Annotated in this window: 20 protein-coding genes; 7 read left to right on the top strand and 13 right to left on the bottom strand. The window is 69.4% G+C overall.

Going from position 1 to position 18,809, the window contains the following annotated elements; translation table 11 throughout:
- Positions 1-2: 2 nt before the first annotated feature.
- From P3102_RS02535 to P3102_RS02525, 3 genes are all read right to left on the bottom strand, one after another.
- Positions 3-755: a class I SAM-dependent methyltransferase gene (locus P3102_RS02535; RefSeq protein WP_276366201.1), complete on the bottom strand. Its 753-nt coding sequence runs from the start codon at positions 753-755 to the stop codon at positions 3-5.
- A 69-nt stretch (positions 756-824) separates the two neighbouring features.
- The gene (locus P3102_RS02530; RefSeq protein ID WP_276366199.1) at positions 825-1,595 is read right to left on the bottom strand and encodes an AfsR/SARP family transcriptional regulator; all 771 of its coding nucleotides are present in this window, start codon (positions 1,593-1,595) and stop codon (positions 825-827) included.
- Positions 1,596-1,771: 176 nt separating this feature from the next.
- The gene (locus P3102_RS02525; protein WP_276366198.1) at positions 1,772-2,842 is read right to left on the bottom strand and encodes a glycosyltransferase family 1 protein; all 1,071 of its coding nucleotides are present in this window, start codon (positions 2,840-2,842) and stop codon (positions 1,772-1,774) included.
- 159 nt (positions 2,843-3,001) lie between these two features.
- Here P3102_RS02525 and P3102_RS02520 point away from each other — a divergent pair, with 159 nt between their 5' ends.
- Positions 3,002-3,832, top strand: coding sequence for an inositol monophosphatase (locus P3102_RS02520; RefSeq protein WP_276366196.1), 831 nt, complete (start codon positions 3,002-3,004; stop codon positions 3,830-3,832).
- A 284-nt stretch (positions 3,833-4,116) separates the two neighbouring features.
- Here the strand turns inward: P3102_RS02520 and P3102_RS02515 are convergent, their stop codons facing one another.
- The 3 genes from P3102_RS02515 to menD form a co-directional block, all read right to left on the bottom strand.
- On the bottom strand, positions 4,117-4,569 hold the full coding sequence (locus P3102_RS02515; protein WP_276366195.1) for a DUF3592 domain-containing protein: 453 nt from the start codon (positions 4,567-4,569) through the stop codon (positions 4,117-4,119).
- Between the two features lie 22 nt (positions 4,570-4,591).
- Entirely contained in the window at positions 4,592-6,106 is a 1,515-nt protein-coding gene (locus P3102_RS02510; RefSeq protein WP_276366193.1) for a M1 family metallopeptidase, read from the bottom strand.
- A gap of 109 nt (positions 6,107-6,215) precedes the next feature.
- A complete protein-coding gene (gene menD, locus P3102_RS02505; protein WP_276366192.1) occupies positions 6,216-7,889 on the bottom strand; it encodes a 2-succinyl-5-enolpyruvyl-6-hydroxy-3-cyclohexene-1-carboxylic-acid synthase in 1,674 nt (557 codons plus the stop codon).
- 57 nt (positions 7,890-7,946) lie between these two features.
- Here menD and P3102_RS02500 point away from each other — a divergent pair, with 57 nt between their 5' ends.
- The 4 genes from P3102_RS02500 to P3102_RS02485 all read left to right on the top strand — a co-directional run bounded on the left by P3102_RS02500 (position 7,947) and on the right by P3102_RS02485 (position 11,258).
- Positions 7,947-8,870, top strand: a complete 924-nt coding sequence (locus P3102_RS02500) for a 1,4-dihydroxy-2-naphthoyl-CoA synthase (protein ID WP_276366190.1) — start codon at positions 7,947-7,949, stop codon at positions 8,868-8,870.
- 87 nt (positions 8,871-8,957) lie between these two features.
- Entirely contained in the window at positions 8,958-10,082 is a 1,125-nt protein-coding gene (gene menE / locus P3102_RS02495) for an o-succinylbenzoate--CoA ligase (RefSeq protein ID WP_276366189.1), read from the top strand.
- A gap of 62 nt (positions 10,083-10,144) precedes the next feature.
- Complete coding sequence (locus P3102_RS02490) at positions 10,145-10,303, top strand: hypothetical protein (protein WP_276366187.1); 159 nt, start codon at positions 10,145-10,147, stop codon at positions 10,301-10,303.
- Between the two features lie 85 nt (positions 10,304-10,388).
- Positions 10,389-11,258, top strand: coding sequence for a 1,4-dihydroxy-2-naphthoate polyprenyltransferase (locus P3102_RS02485; RefSeq protein WP_276366186.1), 870 nt, complete (start codon positions 10,389-10,391; stop codon positions 11,256-11,258).
- Between the two features lie 33 nt (positions 11,259-11,291).
- On the opposite strand, the gene P3102_RS02480 is transcribed toward P3102_RS02485, so the two are convergent.
- The 3 genes from P3102_RS02480 to P3102_RS02470 are packed head-to-tail and all read right to left on the bottom strand — an operon-like array spanning position 11,292 to position 13,134.
- Complete coding sequence (locus tag P3102_RS02480) at positions 11,292-12,374, bottom strand: PLP-dependent cysteine synthase family protein (protein ID WP_276366184.1); 1,083 nt, start codon at positions 12,372-12,374, stop codon at positions 11,292-11,294.
- Positions 12,371-12,649, bottom strand: a complete 279-nt coding sequence (locus tag P3102_RS02475; RefSeq protein ID WP_276366183.1) for a DUF4229 domain-containing protein — start codon at positions 12,647-12,649, stop codon at positions 12,371-12,373. Before P3102_RS02475 ends, P3102_RS02480 begins: the two co-directional genes overlap by 4 nt.
- Positions 12,650-12,660: 11 nt before the next feature.
- Entirely contained in the window at positions 12,661-13,134 is a 474-nt protein-coding gene (locus P3102_RS02470) for an Lrp/AsnC family transcriptional regulator (RefSeq protein ID WP_276366181.1), read from the bottom strand.
- A 246-nt stretch (positions 13,135-13,380) separates the two neighbouring features.
- On the opposite strand from P3102_RS02470, the gene P3102_RS02465 reads away from it, so the two are divergent.
- Together P3102_RS02465 and P3102_RS02460 are read left to right on the top strand one after the other, a co-directional pair.
- Positions 13,381-13,593, top strand: coding sequence for a BldC family transcriptional regulator (locus tag P3102_RS02465; protein WP_005151795.1), 213 nt, complete (start codon positions 13,381-13,383; stop codon positions 13,591-13,593).
- Between the two features lie 149 nt (positions 13,594-13,742).
- Positions 13,743-13,925: a hypothetical protein gene (locus tag P3102_RS02460; protein ID WP_005151794.1), complete on the top strand. Its 183-nt coding sequence runs from the start codon at positions 13,743-13,745 to the stop codon at positions 13,923-13,925.
- An 8-nt stretch (positions 13,926-13,933) separates the two neighbouring features.
- Here P3102_RS02460 and P3102_RS02455 read toward each other — a convergent pair whose 3' ends face one another.
- The 4 genes from P3102_RS02455 to P3102_RS02440 form a co-directional block, all read right to left on the bottom strand.
- The gene (locus P3102_RS02455; RefSeq protein ID WP_276366178.1) at positions 13,934-15,259 is read right to left on the bottom strand and encodes a MinD/ParA family protein; all 1,326 of its coding nucleotides are present in this window, start codon (positions 15,257-15,259) and stop codon (positions 13,934-13,936) included.
- 79 nt (positions 15,260-15,338) lie between these two features.
- A complete protein-coding gene (gene ccsB / locus P3102_RS02450) occupies positions 15,339-16,307 on the bottom strand; it encodes a c-type cytochrome biogenesis protein CcsB (RefSeq protein WP_276366177.1) in 969 nt (322 codons plus the stop codon).
- A gap of 5 nt (positions 16,308-16,312) precedes the next feature.
- Positions 16,313-17,890 (bottom strand): cytochrome c biogenesis protein ResB, encoded by a 1,578-nt coding sequence (locus P3102_RS02445; protein WP_276366175.1) that lies wholly within the window; start codon positions 17,888-17,890, stop codon positions 16,313-16,315.
- Positions 17,887-18,660: a cytochrome c biogenesis CcdA family protein gene (locus P3102_RS02440; RefSeq protein WP_276366174.1), complete on the bottom strand. Its 774-nt coding sequence runs from the start codon at positions 18,658-18,660 to the stop codon at positions 17,887-17,889. Before P3102_RS02440 ends, P3102_RS02445 begins: the two co-directional genes overlap by 4 nt.
- Positions 18,661-18,809 lie beyond the last annotated feature (149 nt).

The following is an 18,809-nucleotide window of genomic DNA, read 5'->3' as shown; positions in this document are numbered from 1 at the left end:
GCCTATGAATTTACAGTCGGGCGGAGCCCGTCCGTCGAGGGTGGCGGCGGGGAGGAGGGCGAAGTTACGGATGGCTTTTTGGCGCGGTGGATGGCGACGACGCCGAACGTGAGGTTCAGCCACTCCACCTCGGTCCACCCGGCGCTCGCGATGATCTCCCCGAGCGTCCGCTGATCCGGCCAGGCCAGCATGGATTCGGCCAGGTAGGAGTAGGCCTCGGGGTTCGACGAGGTCCGCGCGCCGACCCAGGTGAGCAGCTTCGCGATGAACTTCCGGTGCAGGAACCGGATCGGCGGGAATGTGGGCGTCGACACCTCACAGATCACCAGCCGGCCGCCCGGTTTGACCACCCGCGCGATCTCGGTGAGCGCCGCCTTGGTGTCGACGAAGTTCCGGAGCGCGAGCGAGATGGTGACCGCGTCGAAGCTTCCGTCGGCGAACGGCAGCTTCATCGCGTCGGCCGCCACCATGGGGACGCCGCGGTGCTTGCCCGCCCTGAGCATGCCGACCGAGAAGTCCGCCGCGAGACACCAGGCGCCGTTGCGCGCGTACTCGACGGTGGACACGCCGGTGCCCGCCGCGAGGTCCAGCACCTTCTCACCGCGTTTGGCGTCCAGCACCCGGCCGGTGATGGTGCGCCAGCGGCGGTCGAAGCCGAAGGTCATGAACGAATTCGCGCGGTCGTAGCCGTCCGCGACGTCGTCGAACATGGCGGCGACTTCGTGCGGATCCTTGTCAAGACTCGCTCGGGACATGCCTCGAACCCTAACCCCGAGGTCCTGAGACAGGTCACCCAAGCGGGAGCAAAGCGACGCGCCGTAGGGTCACCTGGCCCGGTGAAGCAACGCCGGGGCACGGTGCGCACCGGCCCCCGCGATCTCACCGGCGAGGATCCTCCGCTCCAGCAATCGCAGTTCCGGCCCCGGTTCGAGGCCGAGCTGATCGACCGAGACCCGGCGCGCCCGCCGGTAGGCCGCCAGCGCGTCGGACGTGCACCCGGCCCGCCAAAGAGCGTCCATCAGGAGGTACTGGGCACGCTGCCGCAACGGGTTCCGCCGCACCAGATCCGCCAGCTCGACGGCCGCGCTCGCGTGCCGCCCGAGGTCGAGTTCGGCCTGGTAGAGCTCTTCGAGCAGGACGAGGCGGTGCTCGGAGAGGCGCATCGTCTCGTCCGAAAGCAGCGGGACGTCCAGGCCGTCGTAGGGCGCGCCGTGCCAGTGCGTGAGGGCCTGCCGGATCAGCGAGGCGCGCTGCGCGGGGTCCTCGGACTTCAGCGCCTGGCGCCCCAGCGTCTCGAAGGTCTCGACGTCGAACTCGCCGGGGTGCACCTCCAGCCGGTAGCCGCCGTTGTCGAAGCCGAGCCGATCACCTTCGGGCAGGACCTGCCGCAGCTTGTGGACGTGCCAGTGCAGCTTCGGCACCGCCCGCGGCTCCCACCTGCTCTCCCACAGGGCCTCGGTGAGCACGTTCACCGGCACGGAGGTGTTCGCCCGGACCAGCAGTACGCCGAGGAGTGTTCTCCGCATCCGGCCGTGCAACGGGACCGACCGCGAACCGGAAGAGATGCTGAACGTGCCCAGTACTTCGAACCTCACGTGCCGTCCTCTCGCTCGATGGCGTGAGGGGACGATGAAGGCCCGATGTACAAAATGGATACAAAGTGATCAAGTGAACGCGGAGAGCATTCCCGTGACCGCACCGGCGAAAGCGGGAGCACGATCGTCGACCGCCCCGCCGCGGCCGGGTCGCACGAGCAGCCCGTGCGGTGCGCTCAAGCCGCGCGCGCGACCTTGCCCTGGACGGCCTCGTAGTGGCCGATCAGTTCGTGGCAGACAGCGGGCCAAGTCCGGCCCGAAACGACCTTGCGCGCCTTCTCCCCCAGCCTGGCACGCAGTGCTTCGTCGCGCAGGTCGTCCACCTTGTCCACCAGCGCCGTCGCGAAGCCTGCCCGGTCCGCGGGCAGCAGATACCCGGTGCGGCCGGGCAGGACCAGATCCTTCGGACCGCCCGCGTTCGGCGCCAGCACCGGCAGCCCGGACGCCATCGCTTCCTGGATGGTCTGGCAGAACGTCTCGTGCGGTCCTGTGTGGACGAAGACGTCGAGGCTCGCGTACGCCGCGGAGAGCTCGTCGCCGTATCTGGCACCGAGGAACGCCGCACCCGGGATCCGTTCGCGCAGCATCGGCAACTCCGGCCCGTCACCGACGACGACCACGCGGATCCCGGTGATCCCGGCGAGCGCGGTCAGCCGTTCGACCTCCTTCTCGGGCGCGAGCCTGCCGACGAAACCGACCAGCAGTTCCCCGTTCGGTGCCAGCTCCGCGCGCAACGCGGGATCGGCGTGGACCGGAGAGAACCGCTCGAGGTCGACGCCGCGCGCCCAGCGGTGCACCCGGGGAATCCCATGCAGTTTCAGCTGTTCCACCGAATCCGTCGACGGCGCGAGCGTGCGGTCCGCCCGCGAGTGCAGACGGCGCACCCAGCGCCAGGCCGCGCGGGCGGCGATGCCGAAACCGTACGCGGCGGCGAAACCGGCGATGTCGGTCTGATACACCGCGACACACGGCACCCGCAGCCGTCTGGCCGCGGCGAGCCCGCGGGCGCCGACCACGAACGGCGACGCCAGATGCACCACGTCCGGGCTGAAATCGGCAAGGGCGGTGAGCACCGTCCGCGTCGGCACGCCGATCGGCAGGGAGTTCACGCCGGGGAAGTCGAGGGCGGGAATGCGCACGACCGGAGCGCCGAGATACTCCACGGGACCCGGCCCAGGGGCGATGATCAGCACGTCGTGCGCACGGTCGCGGAGGTGTTCCACGACGCGGAGCACGGAGTTGGTCACGCCGTTCACCTGGGGCAGAAAACTTTCGGTGACTATCGCGACTCGCACGCGGATCACTGTCGCACCCGGTTGTGACGCCCACGCCAACAAAAACGGAACAGACGACATGTCATCTCAAGGTCGTGTTCCGTAAACCAGGCTCGGCCACACTAGTCAGGCATGACCCTCCTGTCGTCAAGGCCGCCTCAGCCCGTCGAACCAGGGCTGGTGTCGAGGGCCCTCGAAGTGGCCGGGCGGCTGGCCAACGACGCGACCGACGTGATCACCGCGACCGCGGGCCGCGGCGCCCAACCCGATCCGCGGGATTCGCCCTTCGACTGGGTCACCGACACGGACCGGATCCTCGAACGTCACACCCGCCGGGTGCTGACCGCGGAATTCCCCGGCATCCCCGTGGTCGGTGGCGAATTCGGTGCCGACCACGGGGCCGACGTCGCCGAATACCGCTGGGTGGTCGACCCGGTCGACGGCACCGCCAACTACGTCGCCGGTGTCCCCTGGTGCGCGTACAGCCTCGCCCTGATCGACGCTTCGGGGCCGGTGGTGGGCGTGGTCGCGGACCCGTACCGCGCCCAGATCTACGCCGCCGCGCGCGGCCGCGGGGCCAGAGCGAACGGCAAGCCGATCACGCTGACCGACCGTCGCGGGACGGCCGGGGCGATCGTCTGCACGGAACTCACGCGCAAGGGTGTCTGGCCGGGGATGGGCCAGTTCATCGAACGGGCCGCCGCCGCGCACGCCGGGGTCCGGGTGCTCGGCTCGGCCGCGCTGGCCATCGCGCAGGTCGCACTGGGACACGCGGCCGCGGCGGTGCTGCACAGCTACCGCGAATGGGACGTCGCCGGCTCGGTCGCGCTGGCCATCGAGGCCGGCGCCGTGGTGCTGGACCGGCACGGGGAAGACACGGCCCTGCCGGTCGACGCGCTGCTGGTGGCGGCGCCGGGAGTGGCCGACGAGGTCTTGGGCTGGTGGCAGGAGTCGGTCGGCTGAGTGCGCCGCCCGATCACGCGAGTTCGCCCCCTGATCACGCGAGTTACGCCTCTAATCACGCGAGTTCGCCCTTCAAGCACGCGAGTTACGCCTTTGAGCACGTGAGTTCGCCCCCTGATCACGCGAGTTCACCGGTTCCGCACAGCAGGCTCGCGTGATTCGGTACGGAACTCGCGTGATCAGAGACGTAACTCGCGTGCTTGGACACGACACTCACGTGATCGGGCGGCGAACTCGCGTGATCGAGGGCGTAACTCGCGTGATCGGGCGGCGAACTCGCGTGGTCAGACGGACGACTCGGCGAGCGAGCGCCGGTGAGCCGGCCGTTGCCGCCGGAGCCACCACAGCAGCGGGCCGGCGATCAGCCAGGTGAAGAAGATCATGCTGCCCAGCGGCAGCAGCGTGTTCGCCGCCGAGCGGCCCGCCACCCGCGCCAGTTCCGGGTCGCCGACGTGGTACTCGATGTTCACCAGCTGCCCGGCGGCCAGCCCCGAGGGGTAGAGCACGCCGTTGGCCGGGCTGTGCATGATGCCGTCGGGGGTGGCGTAGTTGATGATCGTGCGGTCGAAGGCCACCGACTCGACCTGCGCCGTCGCCTGCCCGAGTTCCGCTTCGATCGCGCTGTCGTTGCGGATGGCGGCGAAGAGCAGCGAGACACCGAGCACGGTGACGAGTGAGGCGACAACGAGGGCGGCATACCACCCGATGTGCCTCACCCGCTCCGTTTTGGCCGTCACGCCGCGAGCGTAGCGCTACCCGTCAGTGGGCGTGTCGCTCGGCGAGGAATTCGTGGTTCGCCTTGATCTGCGGGTACGACTTGGGTGCGACAGGCGCCACAGCGGCCCGGAGAGCCGACGCGCCGTTGGGGCTCACCGCGGGCTTGCCCTTGGTGTACAGCCACGTCCGGAACAGGTCGTACAGCGGCTTGCCCGAGATCTTCTCCGCGAGCGCGACGAATTCTCCGATGACCGCCGGCTTGGCCTTCTTCACCTGCTGCCAGGTCCGCAGGATCCGGAAGAACGTGTCGTCACCCACGGCCTTGCGCAACGCGTGCACCGCGAGCGCGCCGCGGTCGTAGACGGCCGCGTCGAACTGGTTGTCCGCACCGGGGTCGGCGGGCAGGACCTGCCAGAACGGGTCCTCGGCGGGTACGGAGTCGTAGATGTACTGGGCGAGTTCGTCGGCCGTGCCCTCGCCGGTCTCCTCCGACCACAGGAACTCGCCGTAGGAGGCGAAGCCCTCGTTCAGCCAGATTTCGCTCCACTTGCCGAGCGTGACGCTGTCGCCGAACCACTGGTGCGCCTGCTCGTGCGCGACGATCGAGGTGTTGGAGCCGGACCGGAAGGCCCTGGCGCCGTACACCGGCCGCGTCTGGTTCTCCAGCGCGAAGGTGATGCCGGTGGTGACGACACCGCCCTGCGCCTCGAACGGGTAAGGCCCGAACTTCGAGGCGAGGAATTCGGTGATCTCCGGCGTCCGCTCGATGCTGGCCTTGGCCGCGCCGAGCGATTCGCCGAGGTCGGCGCCGTAGGCGGTGATGAACGGCTTGCCGTCCGGCGTGGTCTGCTCGTGCACCTCGAACTTGCCGACCTCCAGCGACGTGAGGTACGTCGCCTGCGGCTTGGTGCTGCGCCAGTTCCAGCGCGTCCAGCCCGGCCGCTGCACCGTCTTGCGCACGAGCGTGCCGTTCGACAACGCGGCGACGTCGTTCGGGACCTCGACCGAGATGTCGTAGGTCGCCAGGTCGGTGGGGTGGTCGTTGGACGGGAACCACCAGGCCGCGCTCTGCGGCTCGTCGACGGCCAGCGCGCCGTCCGGGGTCTTCTTCCAGGCGGTGAAGCCGTCGATCTTCACCTTCGACGGCGTGTCCGCGTAAGCGACGACGACCGTGGCCGTCTGGCCCTTCTTCAGCGGAGTCGGCGGCGTGACGGTCAGCTCACCGGTGCCGTCGGTCGACGTCGCGAACTTCGCGGGCCGGTTGCCGACCCGGACGCTCGACACCTTCAGGCCGAAGTCGAGGTTGAACGCCGAGAGATCCTGCGTGGCGGTGAGCAGGATCGTCGTGGCACCGGAGAGCAGGTCGGTGGACGGCTGATAGGTCAGCCGGAGGTCGTAGTGACCGACGTCGTAGCCGCCGTTCCCGGCGTGCGGGTAGTACGGGTCGCCGATGCCGATCGAGCCGGGCGCGGGTGCGGCGGACGCGGTGCCCGCGAGCAGCACCCCTACGACGCCCGCGGTCAATCCGGCGAAGCCGGCGCGAGTCTTCAAGCGCATTGCGAATCCTCCCAGGGATTTGTCAGCGCGCTCGAACGTAGCCAGACGATCATCGCGCAGACACGGCCGAAGGAGGGGTTCCCAGCGGCTGGACTGAGATCTAAATCGGCTAGACAGCGCGTACGGCGGAGGAAACCGCCGTACGGAGGCGCGCGTGCAACTCGCGATGGCGCGTTCGATCCACCCGGACCTCCACCACTCGCAGCCCCGGCGCGGGCTTGAGCGCCGCGCGGAACTCGGTGAGTGTCTCGGCGACGACGTGCGGCACGCGGTAACCGGCGCACAGGGCACCGAGATCGGCGCCGTGCGGCGTGCCGAAGACGCGCTCGAAGCTGGCGTTGTGCTCGGGCGCGCCCTGCTCCAGCAGGGAGAAGATGCCGCCGCCGTCGTCGTTGAGCACCACGATCGTCAGGTCGGGGCGCTGTTCGGCGGGGCCGGTCAGCAGGCCGCTCGCGTCGTGCAGGAACGTCAGGTCGCCGAGCAGCGCGTACGAATGTCCCCTGTGGACGGTCGCGGCGCCGATCGCGGTCGACACCAGGCCGTCGATCCCGGCGACGCCGCGGTTGCGGTGCACGAGGACGTCCGGCCGCAGCCGTCCGGCGAGCGCGACGTCACGGGTCGGGTTGGACGAACCCACGACCAGCAGCGACCCCTCCGGGACCGCGTCCACCAGCTCGGTGGCCAGCCGCAGCCCGCTCGGCCACGGTTCGGCGGCCAGCGCCTCGGTCACCGCCGCCGACGCCGCCTTGTCCGCGCGCTGCCAGCTGGCGAGCCACTCGGGATCGGCCGGTTTGGTCGGCTCGTCGAACCACTGGCCGACCTGGCGGACGTTGTGCGCGGGCGCGGGCCAATCCGAATCGGGCCGGACCAGCAGCACCTCGACGTCGGGATCGGACAGCACGCGCTGGACCTGACGGAACACCGTCGGACGGCCGATGCAGAGGACCTGCTCGGGTTTGTGCCGCGAGATGAACTCCTCGACGCCGAGCAGCCACGCGCCGGACGAGATCGCCGTCGCGCCCGCCAGCCCGATGCCGCCGGTCTCGGAGACGACCGGCCAGCCGTGCAGCTCGGCCCATTCGCTGGCCGCCTGCACGCCGGTGTCGCACGCGATGACCAGGCCGGACCGGGCCGAGGGCACCACGAACGAGGGGAGCGCGCCGAAGTCGGGCAGCTCGGTCCAGCGAGCGCCGTCGGGACGCCCTTCGAGTGACTCGTACCACTCGTCGTCGGCGCCGTCGGGCACGAGCGGCTCACGGAACGGGATGTTCAGATGCACCGGCCCGCAGCGCCATTCGCCGTACGCGGCGTTCCAGGCGCGGCAGATCTGGCCGCGCCAGTAGGAGTTCTGCCCGGCACGGCGTTCGGCGACGGCGAGCTCGTCGAAGTAGCGGATGGCGTTGCCGTAGAGCTGGTGCTGGTCGATGACCTGGCTGGCGCCGGCGGCCCGCATCTCGGGCGGGCGGTCGGCGGTCAGCACGATCAGCGGCACGCCCGCGCGGTCCGCCTCCAGGACGGCGGGGTGGAAGTTCGCGGCCGCGGTGCCCGAGGTGCACAGCACGGCCACGGGGCGGCCGGTGCGCGCGGCGATGCCGAGGGCGAGGAAGGCGGCGCCGCGTTCGTCGATGCGGACGTGCAGCTGAAGCCGTCCGGCCGCCGCCGCGTCGTACAGCGCGATCGAGAGCGGGGCGTTGCGTGAGCCCGGGCAGAGGACGACGTGCGAGACGGTGTTGCGGACGAGTTCGTCGACGATGACCCTGGCCTGCGCGGTGGAAGGGTTCACCGGCAGACCTCGGGTTTCACACTACGACTCACGACCACACGTCCTATTCTCCCAAACGTGGATGACGCCCAGGTTTCCGAGCTGTTCGACCCGGCCTTGTGGACCGAGGTCGGCGGTTTCGACTTCACCGACATCACCTATCACCGCTCCGCTGAGAGCCGCTCAGGCAAACGGGTGGTGCGTATCGCGTTCGACCGTCCGGAGGTCCGCAACGCCTTCCGTCCGCACACCGTCGACGAGCTGTACCGCGCGCTCGACCACGCGCGGATGAGCTCGGACGTCGGCTGCGTCCTGCTCACCGGCAACGGCCCATCGCCGAAGGACGGCGGCTGGGCGTTTTGTTCCGGTGGTGACCAGCGTATTCGCGGACGCTCCGGGTATCAGTACGCGGACGGGGAGACCTCCGACACGATCGATCCGGCGAGGGCCGGACGGCTGCACATTCTCGAGGTCCAGCGGCTGATCAGGTTCATGCCGAAGGTGGTCGTCGCCGTGGTCCCCGGCTGGGCGGCGGGCGGCGGGCACTCGCTGCACGTGGTGTGCGACCTCACGCTCGCGTCGGCCGAGCACGCGCGGTTCAAGCAGACCGACGCGGACGTCGGCTCCTTCGACGGCGGCTACGGCTCGGCGTATCTCGCCAAGCAGGTCGGGCAGAAGTTCGCGCGGGAGATCTTCTTCCTCGGACGCGAGTACACGGCCGAGCAGATGCAGGCGATGGGCGCGGTGAACTCCGCCGTCCCGCACGCGCAGCTCGAAGCCGAGGCGCTGGACTGGGCGTGGACGATCAACGGCAAGTCGCCGACCGCGCAGCGGATGCTCAAGTACGCGTTCAATCTCACCGACGACGGCCTGGTCGGCCAGCAGCTCTTCGCCGGCGAAACCACCCGGCTGGCATACATGCAGGACGAAGCCGTCGAAGGCCGCGACTCCTTCCTGGAGAAGCGCTCTCCCGACTGGTCGGCCTTCCCTTACTACTACTGACCCTTCGCAATTCGGCACCTGGTTGCGATAGTTCGCACGCGCAGCTATCGCAACCAGGTGCCGAATTGCGGGTCGTAGGGTGGAGGGATGCGTGCGGTAGAGGTGGACGGGAGTCCGGCGTCGATCGACGGGCTGACCTCGGCCTTGGCCGAGGCGCTCGGCGGCGGCCCGGCCGTCCTCCCCTACGCGTCGGAGGCCTTGCGGGACGCGATGGAGCCGACGCGCCCGGCCGAGCCCGGGACGGCGGTGGTCATCGCCACCTCCGGGTCGACCGGAGAGCCGAAGGGCGTGCTGCTGTCGGCGTCGGCGCTGACCGCGTCGGCGCGCGCCACCCACGCACGGCTCGGCGGGCCGGGGCACTGGCTGCTCGCGACCCCGGCGCAGTACATCGGCGGACTGCAGGTGCTGGTCCGCTCGCTGCTGGCGGGGACGACGCCCGCCGTGCTGCCCGCCCCCGGTTTCCGGCCGGACGACTTCGCCGAGGCCGCCGCGCCCCTGCTGTCACTGGACGGGCCGCGCTACACCGCGCTCGTGCCGACCCAGCTCGGACGGCTGCTCGACGCGGGCGGACCCGGTCTGGCGGCGGCCCGCGCTTTCGACGCGATCATCGTCGGCGCCGCGGCGACCACCGCGGAGCTGCGGGAGCGCGCTGCCGAAGCGGGCGTGCGGATCGTGCCCGCGTACGGCATGAGCGAGACCGCGAGCGGCTGCGTCTACGACGGCGTACCCCTGGACGGAGTACACGTCGAACTCGAAGACGAGCGGGTCTGTGTCACCGGTGACGTGCTCGCGCATGGCTACCGGCGGCGACCCGACCTCACCGCGGAGGCCTTCGAGGACGGCCGGTTCCGCACTTCCGACCGCGGCCGGTGGTCGGCCGACGGACGGCTGGAGATCCTCGGCCGCATCGACGACATGATCAACACCGGCGGGGTGAAGGTGGCCGCCGCGGCCGTCGAACGGATCTTGACCGCGCAGCCCGGGATCCGGGACGCGTGTGTGGTCGGAGTGCCCGACCCCGAGTGGGGCGAAGCCGTCGTCGCGCTCGTCGTCGGTGCCGACTGCGACGTCGCTTCGCTGCGCGCGGCTTGCCGCGAAGAGGCCGGTGCGGCAGCCGCTCCGAAGCGGGTCGAGTTCGCCGACGAACTTCCGCTGAGGGGCCCAGGGAAGGTCGACAGGACGGCCGTCCGGAATCTCCTACGAAGGTCGTGAATTCTCCACCGATCACCGGGACGTTGTTGACACGGTCATCACCCGCGGGTTTACGTCTAGGCATGACGCGCTGGACACGCACCGTATCGGCCTGCACCGCCGTCACGCTGGGACTGGTCGCACTGGCCGGGCCCGCGCCGGCGGACGAACCGGAGACCGCCGTTCCGAACAGCGGCACGCTCACCTGGACCCTGGAAGACACGATCGACGAGCTGAAGTAGCCCGACTCGTCACCTGCCCGCGAGGGCTCGGGCAGGTGACGAGCCCCGCATACCGGCCGGTAGTGACCAGGGCCAGAATGGCGACATGGCGACTGCTGGTGAATGGATCGAAGGGGCGCGCCCGCGGACGCTGCCCAACGCGGTGGCGCCGGTGGTCGCCGGAGTCGGCGCGGCGGTCGCGCTCGACGGCTTCTCCTGGCCCCGATCGATTCTCGCGTTGCTGGTCTCGCTGGCCCTGATCGTCGGCGTCAACTACGCCAACGACTACTCCGACGGCATCCGCGGCACCGACGAGAACCGCGTCGGCCCCCTGCGGTTGGTCGGCTCCGGGGTCGCGAAGCCGAAGGCCGTCCTGACGGCGGCCTTCGTCGCTCTCGGGCTCGCCGGAGTCCTCGGGCTCGTCCTCGTCGTGATCAGCGGACTGTGGTGGCTGCTGGCGATGGGCGCGGTCTGCATCCTCGGCGCCTGGTTCTACACCGGCGGCAAAAAGCCTTACGGCTACCACGGTTTCGGCGAGGTCGCGGTTTTCGTCTTCTTCGGGCTGGCCGGCGTGCTGGGCACCGTGTACGTCCAAGCCGGACAGCTCAGCTGGACGGCGCTCGGCTGCGCGGTCGCCGTGGGCTCGTTCTCGACCGGCGTGCTGACCGCCAACAACCTCCGGGACATCCCGACCGACATCGAGTCCGGCAAGCGCACCCTCGCCACCCGGCTCGGCGACGACGGCACCCGGCGGCTTTACCTGACGCTGGTCGCGATCCCGTACGTCGTGAGCGTGCTGCTCGCCTTCGTGACGCCGTGGGCGCTGCTGGGGTTGCTGACCGCGCCGCTGCTGCTGAAGTCGGTCAAGGCCGTCGGCGGCGGCGCGCGAGGGCGGGCGCTGATCCCGGCGCTGCGGGACACCGGGTTCGCGATGCTGGGGTGGGCGGTGCTGACCGCGGTCGCTCTCGCCCTCTGACGTGGGCTGAAAAGCCCTTCGGCGCACGTCGGGCTAGGCCTCGGGAGGAAGTTTCCCGCTCACCAGGAACTCCCGGTACTTGTCCAGGTACGGCTCGATGTCGATGTTCTTCCGCGCCAGCCACTCGTCGTCGTAGTAGGTGTCGGCGTACCGCTCGCCGCCGTCGCACAGCAGGGTGACGACACTGCCCGCCTGGCCTTCCGAGACCATCCGCGAGATCAGCGTGAAGGCGCCGAAGAGGTTCGTGCCGGTCGAGCCGCCGGCCCAGTGCCCGGTCCGTTCGCGCAGCACGCGGATGGCGGCCAGCGAGGCGGCGTCCGGCACCTGGAACATCTCGTCGATCACGCCGGGCACGAACGACGGCTCGACGCGCGGGCGTCCGATGCCTTCGATCCGCGACGGCATGCCGGTGCTGTAGTCGAGCGCCCCGGTCTGCCAGGCGCCGAAGAACGACGAGTTCTCCGGGTCGACGACGGCGATCTTCGTGGTGTGCCGCTTGTAGCGCACGTAGCGGCCGAAGGTCGCGCTCGTGCCGCCGGTGCCGGCGCCGACCACGATCCACGTCGGCACGGGGTGCCGCTCGGACTGCATCTGCGCGTACACCGATTCGGCGATGTTGTTGTTCCCGCGCCAGTCCGTCGCGCGCTCCGCGTAGGTGAACTGGTCGAGGTAGTGGCCGTTGCACTCCGAAGCGAGACGCTCGGCCTCCGGGTACATGTCCGGCGCGCGGTCGACGTAATGGCATTCGCCGCCGTAGAACTCGATGAGCGCGATCTTCTCCGGAGAGGTGCTGCGCGGCACCACGGTGATGAACCGCAGGCCGAGCATCCGCGCGAAATACGCCTCCGAAACCGCCGTCGAGCCGCTCGACGCCTCGACGAGCACCGTGTCCTGCCCGATTTGGCCGTTCACCAGGCCGTACAGGAACAGCGAGCGGGCGAGCCGGTGCTTGAGCGAGCCGGTCGGGTGGACGGACTCGTCCTTCAGGTACAGGTCGATGCCCCATTCGGCGGGCAACGGGAAGACGTGCAGATGCGTGTCGGCGCTGCGGTTCGCGTCGGCCTCGATGATGCGGACGGCTTCGCGGACCCAGCTTCGGCTGTGCAGACGGCTCACGCGGTGCCGTCCGCTCGGTCGCCGCGCAGCTGGGAGCGCAGTTCGGCACGGGCGCGAGCACGCTTTTCGTTGCGGCGGGCGAGTCCGGCGGTCACGCGCGCGTTCAGCGGGCGGAACAGCAGCAGACCCAGCGGCAGTCCCACGACCAGACCGATCAGCAGCGCGACCAGCAGCGGGACGTTGACCAGCAGTAACCCGCCTGCGATGACCCCGACCAGGAGAAACCGGGCCAGCACGTACAGCGTCAGGTCACAGGGAAGCTGATTGTCGCTCACATCAACGCAGGCTACGCGCTGCCGTTGCGGCCGTCCTCCAGGCCCGCGTTGTTGGGCCGGCCTTCGAAACGGGTGGAAAGCACGACGGTGGTGTTCGTGCGGCCGACGCCGGGAATCCGCCGCAACCTGCCGAGCGTCCGCTCCAGATCGTCGACCGTCGCCACGCGAACCTTGACGACGAAAGCCTCGTTGCCCGCGACGGCGTAGCAGCTTTCGACCTCGTCCAACGCCCCGAGCGCGTCCGCTACGTCGTCTTCGGTCGCGGTGTCGGTGGGGTGGATGCCGACCAGCGCCGTCACGCCGAGTCCGACCGTGCTGGGATCGACCATGGCGTGGTAGCCGGTGATCACACCGGCGGCCTCGAGTTTGCCGACCCGTTCGTGCACCGAAGAGGCCGAGAGCCCGACAGACCGGCCGAGGTCGGCGTAGGTAGCCCGCCCGTTCTCCCGTAATGCCGCGATGATCTTCCGATCCACCTGGTCCACCGCTACACCTTAGGTGCCACGGCCCGATTCGCGGGATCAGGGCGCGTTTTCGTACCTACGTGACAAGACCTGGGGCCACGGGGGTGTGTCTTGGTTGTCGGTTTTGACCTTTAAGGGCCCTTTACTCTTGGACAACCGTTCGAGTACCTGGCGGGTGAGATGCAACGATTGCCGTATTGGCTACCCGGCACGACGGGCATGGGGCCCGCCCCCGGTTTAGCACGGGAACCGTGAAGGAGGCGGAAAATGACCGCGACCATGGGCGGTAGGTTGCTCACCCCCGGTGAAGTGGCGGCCCTGTTCCGGGTCGATCCCAAGACCGTGACCCGCTGGGCGACCGCGGGCCGGATCGGCTCGATCCGCACTCCCGGCGGGCACCGCCGGTTCCGCGAGGCCGAGGTGAACGAGCTCCTCGCCGAGCTGACCACCGACGCCAGCGAGCCCGCGCGCAAGGTCTGACCCGGAATTTCCCCGGAAAGGGACTCCGGTGACGAAGGGCAGGAAATCGCCCTTCGTCACATTGGGGTATCCATGAGTCCCCCCGCACGCGGCAAAGAGGCTAGCCTCGTGGGACTGAGCAACGTCCTCCACGCGGAAAGGGGCCGAGCATGATCTATCTGCTCGCGGCCATCGGAGCGCTCACCGTCGCCGTGGTGTTGTGGCGCGCGTTCGGGATCGAGCGCGTCGGGGTGCCCTCGTCGCGACCGACGCTGGCCCCGGACGACGACCCCGACTTCCTGCGCAAGCTCGGTGAGCAGCAGCGCAAAGGTAAAGACGAGGACAAGGAGTAGGCGTCGGACTACGGCTGGATCGGCCGGTACTGCTGGCCGCCGAAGCCGTCGGCGACGGTGGCCGCCAGTTCCAGCAAGGCCAGCCGGGTGTCCTCGTGGAGCCGGTCCAGTTCGATTTCGGCGCCTTCTTCCAGGTGCGGGTCGAACGGGATGCGGCAGACCGAGCGGACCCGCGCGCCGAAGTGCGCGGAGAGCTTGTCCAGATCGACGGAGCCACCCTTCGGCCGGACCGAGTTGATCACCGCGACGGAGCGTTTGACCAGGTCGCCGTAGCCGTGCGCCTCCAGCCAGTCGAGTGTGGCCGACGCACTGCGCGCCCCGTCGACGGAGCCGGACGAGACCACCACCAGCGCGTCCGCGACGTCCAGGACGCCCTTCATCGCCGAGTGCATCAAACCGGTCCCGCAGTCGGTGAGCACGATGTTGTAGAAGTGCTCCAGCAGGTTGACCGTGCGCCGGTAATCGTCCTCGGAGAAGGCCTCCGAAACCGCCGGATCCTGCTCGCTGGCAAGGATCTCCAGCCGGCTCCCGCCCTGTGAGGTGTACGACCGGACGTCGCTGTACCGGGTGATCTTGTCCGCGTCGCGCAACAGGTGCCGGACGGTCGCGGTGGTCTCGATCGGGATCTTCTGCGACAGCGTCCCGCGGTCCGGGTTCGCGTCGACGGCGACGACGCGGTCACCGCGCAGCGAAGCGAACGTCGAGCCCAGTGTGGTGGTCGTGGTGGTCTTGCCGACGCCGCCCTTGAGGCTCAGCATCGCGATCTTGTAGCACCCGCGCAGCGGCTGGTTGATCTGCGCGATCAGTTCACGCTTGCGCGTGTCCCTGGGACTCTCCCCCGGGTTGACGAGCTTTCCGGTGCCCACGTACAGGGCCTTGCGCCAGCCCGACTGCGGCTTGCGTTTCTGCGGCTTCACCAGACTCGCGGTGGCGAGTTCGTCCGGGAGCGCGTGCCTGCCCTGCGGCTGCGGGAGGCCCGGCACCGCGGGCTGCTGGACCGGCTGCGGCGGCGGCGCGTACTGCTGCTGAGGCGGGTACTGGGCGGCCTGCGGCGGCTGCTGCTGAGGATGCAGCGGAGGCAGGTTCTGGTCGTAGGGCTGCTGGTACTGGCCCTGCGACGGCTGCGGCAGCGGCGGCTGAGTGGGCTGCTGCTGCGGATACTGCCCCTGCTGCGGGTACTGGGGCTGGACGACCTGGGTCGGCTCGGCCTCGAAGCCACCGGCGTTCGGATGCGGTGCCGAGTCCGTCCTGTCCTCGGAGAACAACTCCGAGGGCGGGACGCTCTCGGTGGGTTCTGGGTGGCCAGGAGCCGATTCTTCGCTGGGTCCGGTCACCGCTGAATTCCTCCTCCGCGCACGTCTTCCCCCGTTACCTCAGTATTGACGGTAGTCGGCTCGCGTGCAGCGGCGGCGGTCAGCCCCCGGCGTAGGAGTGCAGACCCGAGGTGACCAGGTTCACGAAGAACATGTTGAAGATCGTCGCGGAGAACCCGACGATGTTGATGAGCGCGGCCCGCTTCCCGCGCCAGCCCGCGGTGGCACGGGAGTGCAGGTACGCCGCGTAGACCACCCACGCCACGAAAGCGACGGTCTCCTTGGGGTCCCAGCCCCAGAACCGGCCCCACGCCGCCTCGGCCCACACCGCGCCGCAGAGCACGCCGAAGGTGAAGATCGGGAAGGCGAAGATGGTGGTGCGGTAGGCGATGCGGTCGAGCACGTCCGCTGCGGGCAACTTCGAGCCGAACTTGGCGAACTTCGCCGGGTCGTCGTCGTGGGCGGCACGGAAGAGGTAGAGAACGCTCGCGACCCCCGGCACCAGGAAGACACCCGAGCCGATGATCGCCGCGGAAACGTGGATGATCACCCAGTAGGACTGGAGCGCGGGCTGTACCGGCGCGGCCGTCGTGTACAGCATGGTGCCGTTGACGAACATCAGGATCACGACCGGCAGCAGCAGGAAGCCGGTGAGGTGGCGGACCGGGAACTTCCGCATGATGACGAGCCAGGTCACGACGGCGACGAAGGTCGTGGCCATGCCGTATTCGTAGAGGTTGCCCCACGGCGCGCGGTGCACGGCGAGCCCGCGCAGCACGATCGCGGCCAGGTGGAGTAGCGCGGCCAGCACCAGCAGCGCGGCGCCCATGCGGCCGATGCGCTCGGGGCGGCCGATCTCGCGCGAGGGCTCGACGGGCGTCCCGTAAGCCGGCGGACCACCCGCGCCGACCAGGTCACGGGAGCGCTGGATGCTGCGCTCCGCCGCGAGGCGGCCCTTCGCGCCGAAACCCTGCTCGATGAGGGCGAACATCAACGCGATGACGTAGATCGCCGTCGCGGTGGTATAGGAGTAGTCGCTGTACTGGGACAGCGTCTCGTTGATCGGCATGACCTCTAGTTGCCTCTCTGCCCCTGGACCAGCTTGGCGCTGATCCGCTGGAACTCTTCGCCGTAGCCCGCCTGGTCGGTGCGCGCCAGCCCGGCGACCTCGATCACGGTACCCGTCTCACCTTCACGCGCCGGGCTCACCCGCACCCACACCCGGCGCCGTTTGACCAGCAGCGATCCCGCCAGCCCGAGCAGCATCACGACCGCGCAGCCCAGCACCCAGCCCTGCACGGGATCGTGCGAGACCTGGATCGCCACCCATTCCTGGACACCGTCGAAGCGGACCTTCGTGCCGTCGTCCAGCACGGTCTCCTGACCCTGGTCCAGGTTCTGCCGGGTGAGCTTCTTCAGCCTGCCGTCCGCGACGAGCGACTGGTCGATCTGGAAGATCGACTGACCCCGGCCCGCGTCGAGGCCCAGGTCGCCGCGGTAGATGTCCACGGCCACGGCGGGCTTGTTCGCCTCGGGCCGCGACGACGTCAGCACGTTGCCGTGCAGGAACGCGGTCGGCGCGAGCAGACCGGTGATCGCGAGCTGCCGGGTGCGGCGTTCGATCGGGTCCGCGATACCCGGCTGGTCGATCTTCGTCGCGCCTTCGGAGAGCTTCGTGGGCTCGTCGGCGGGCCGCCACGGAGTGATGTTGGTGCGCACGGTGCCGTCGGGGAAGGTCACCGTGAACTTCGGGGAGTAACCGAAGTTCAGCAGGTAGACGCGGTCGCCCGCGGTGCGCAGTGGCGAGTTGACCTCGAGCCCGTACGGCTTCCACACGCCGGTCTTCAGATCTTCGCCGGACTGGTACTCCATGTTCGAGTGGTAGTAGTTCGCCTGCCCGCTCTCGGTGTAGCGCGCCTCGAAGTCCTTCAACCGGATGCAGAACGCGTTGAGATCGGTGCCGTCGACGCGCAGCCCGGCGTTGAAGGTGTCGTAGCCGAGGATGCCGGAGTTGCACCACTGGCTGTGGTCGGCCTGGACGATGACCTGGCCTTCGTAGCCGAACAGCTTGCCCAGCGCGAAGAAGACGATCAGGCCCAGCATGCCGAAGTGGAAGACGAGGTTTCCGGTCTCGCGAAGGTACCCGCGTTCGGCGGAGATGCTTCGCGTTCCGTCGGCGTCTTCGTGCTCGACGCGGCGCCACCCTTTGAGCAGCGCGTGAGTGTCCTCCATGACCGTCTCGGGGGTCCGGTCGATCGTGGCGGACACGTGATGCGGCATCCGCGAAAGCTTGCGCGGCGTGAGCACCGGCTTCGCGCGCATCGCCTTCGCGTATTCGAGGCTGCGCGGCGCGAGACAGCCGATGAGGGAGATCATCAGCAGGAGGTAGATCGCGGAGAACCAGACGCTGCCGTAGACCTCGAAGAACTGCGTGCGGTCGAGCAGTTCACCCCACCAGCCGTGCGCGGCGATGTACTCGTCGGTCTTGGCGACGTTGAGGTTCCGCTGCGGCAGCAGCGCGCCGGGCATCGCGGCGAGCGCGAGCAGGAACAGCAGCACCAGTGCGGTGCGCATCGACGTCAATCCGCGCCAGGTGTTGCGCAGGAAGGCGAAGACGCGCTTGAGCGGCGTCGGGCGGTATGGGGTGGTCACAAGGGCAGCCTGAGGTCGTTCACGAGGGTGTTCCGGATCCAGCCGATCATGTCGCCCCACAGTCCGGTCACCAGCAGGACGCCGACGATCATCAACAGGACGCCGCCGAAGATCTGCACCTGACGGCCGTGGCGGCGCAGCCAGTCGGTCGCGCGGACGGCCCAGCGGGCACCGACCGCGATGAGCAGGAACGGGACGCCGAGGCCAAGGCAATACACCAGGATGAGCGCGTACCCGCGGACGGCGGCGCCGCCGGTGGCGCTGGCCAGGGTGGTGACCGCGGACAGCGTCGGCCCGATGCACGGCGTCCAGCCGAGCCCGAACACCGCGCCGAGCACCGGCGCGCCCCACAGTCCGCCGCGCGGCACGTGGTGCGAACGGAACTCGCGCTGCAATCCCGGGATCCAGCCGAGGAAGACCATCGCCATCGCGATGGTCAGCACGCCGCCGAGGCGCTGGAGAAGGTCCATGTTGAGCTGGACGGTGTCGGCGATCCACACCAGCGTTCCCAGTGTCACCACGAAGACGACGGTGAACCCCAGCACGAACAGCGCCGCCGCGCCGACGACGGCGTACCGGCCCTTCTTGCGCTCCTCGTCCGCGCTGACCGCGGGAGCGTCCGCGCCCACCAGCGCCGCCAGGTACGCGAGGTAGCCGGGCACCAGCGGCACGACGCACGGTGACGCGAAGGAGATCGTCCCGGCCAGCAGCGCGACAGCCGCGGCGAGCAGCAGCGGCCCGGAAAGCGCCAGCTCGGTAACACCGTTCACGCAAAGGAGCGTAGGCAGTGTGGTCGAGGTGAAAACGCCGGGGCGCCCTCAACGGGACCTACGTCGCACCCGGTCAGGACCTTGGTCCCGCCCCTTTCCTCGCGATTCGGCACCTGGTTGCGATCCTTGCGCGTGCAAGGATCGCAATC

The sequence above is a fragment of the Amycolatopsis sp. QT-25 genome, assembly GCF_029369745.1.
GTDB lineage: Bacteria > Actinomycetota > Actinomycetes > Mycobacteriales > Pseudonocardiaceae > Amycolatopsis.
This window is presented reverse-complemented; position numbering and strand designations above follow the sequence as displayed.

Excerpts from the sequence above, each read along its gene's own strand:
- P3102_RS02490 (WP_276366187.1), top strand. The coding sequence starts at position 10,145 with ATGACGCGCTGGACACGCACCGTATCGGCCTGCACCGCCGTCACGCTG.
- menE (WP_276366189.1), top strand. The coding sequence starts at position 8,958 with ATGCGTGCGGTAGAGGTGGACGGGAGTCCGGCGTCGATCGACGGGCTG.
- P3102_RS02465 (WP_005151795.1), top strand. The coding sequence starts at position 13,381 with ATGACCGCGACCATGGGCGGTAGGTTGCTCACCCCCGGTGAAGTGGCG.
- P3102_RS02520 (WP_276366196.1), top strand. The coding sequence starts at position 3,002 with ATGACCCTCCTGTCGTCAAGGCCGCCTCAGCCCGTCGAACCAGGGCTG.
- ccsB (WP_276366177.1), bottom strand. The coding sequence starts at position 16,307 with ATGCCGATCAACGAGACGCTGTCCCAGTACAGCGACTACTCCTATACC.
- P3102_RS02535 (WP_276366201.1), bottom strand. The coding sequence starts at position 755 with ATGTCCCGAGCGAGTCTTGACAAGGATCCGCACGAAGTCGCCGCCATG.
- P3102_RS02485 (WP_276366186.1), top strand. The coding sequence starts at position 10,389 with ATGGCGACTGCTGGTGAATGGATCGAAGGGGCGCGCCCGCGGACGCTG.
- P3102_RS02460 (WP_005151794.1), top strand. The coding sequence starts at position 13,743 with ATGATCTATCTGCTCGCGGCCATCGGAGCGCTCACCGTCGCCGTGGTG.
- P3102_RS02510 (WP_276366193.1), bottom strand. The coding sequence starts at position 6,106 with ATGCGCTTGAAGACTCGCGCCGGCTTCGCCGGATTGACCGCGGGCGTC.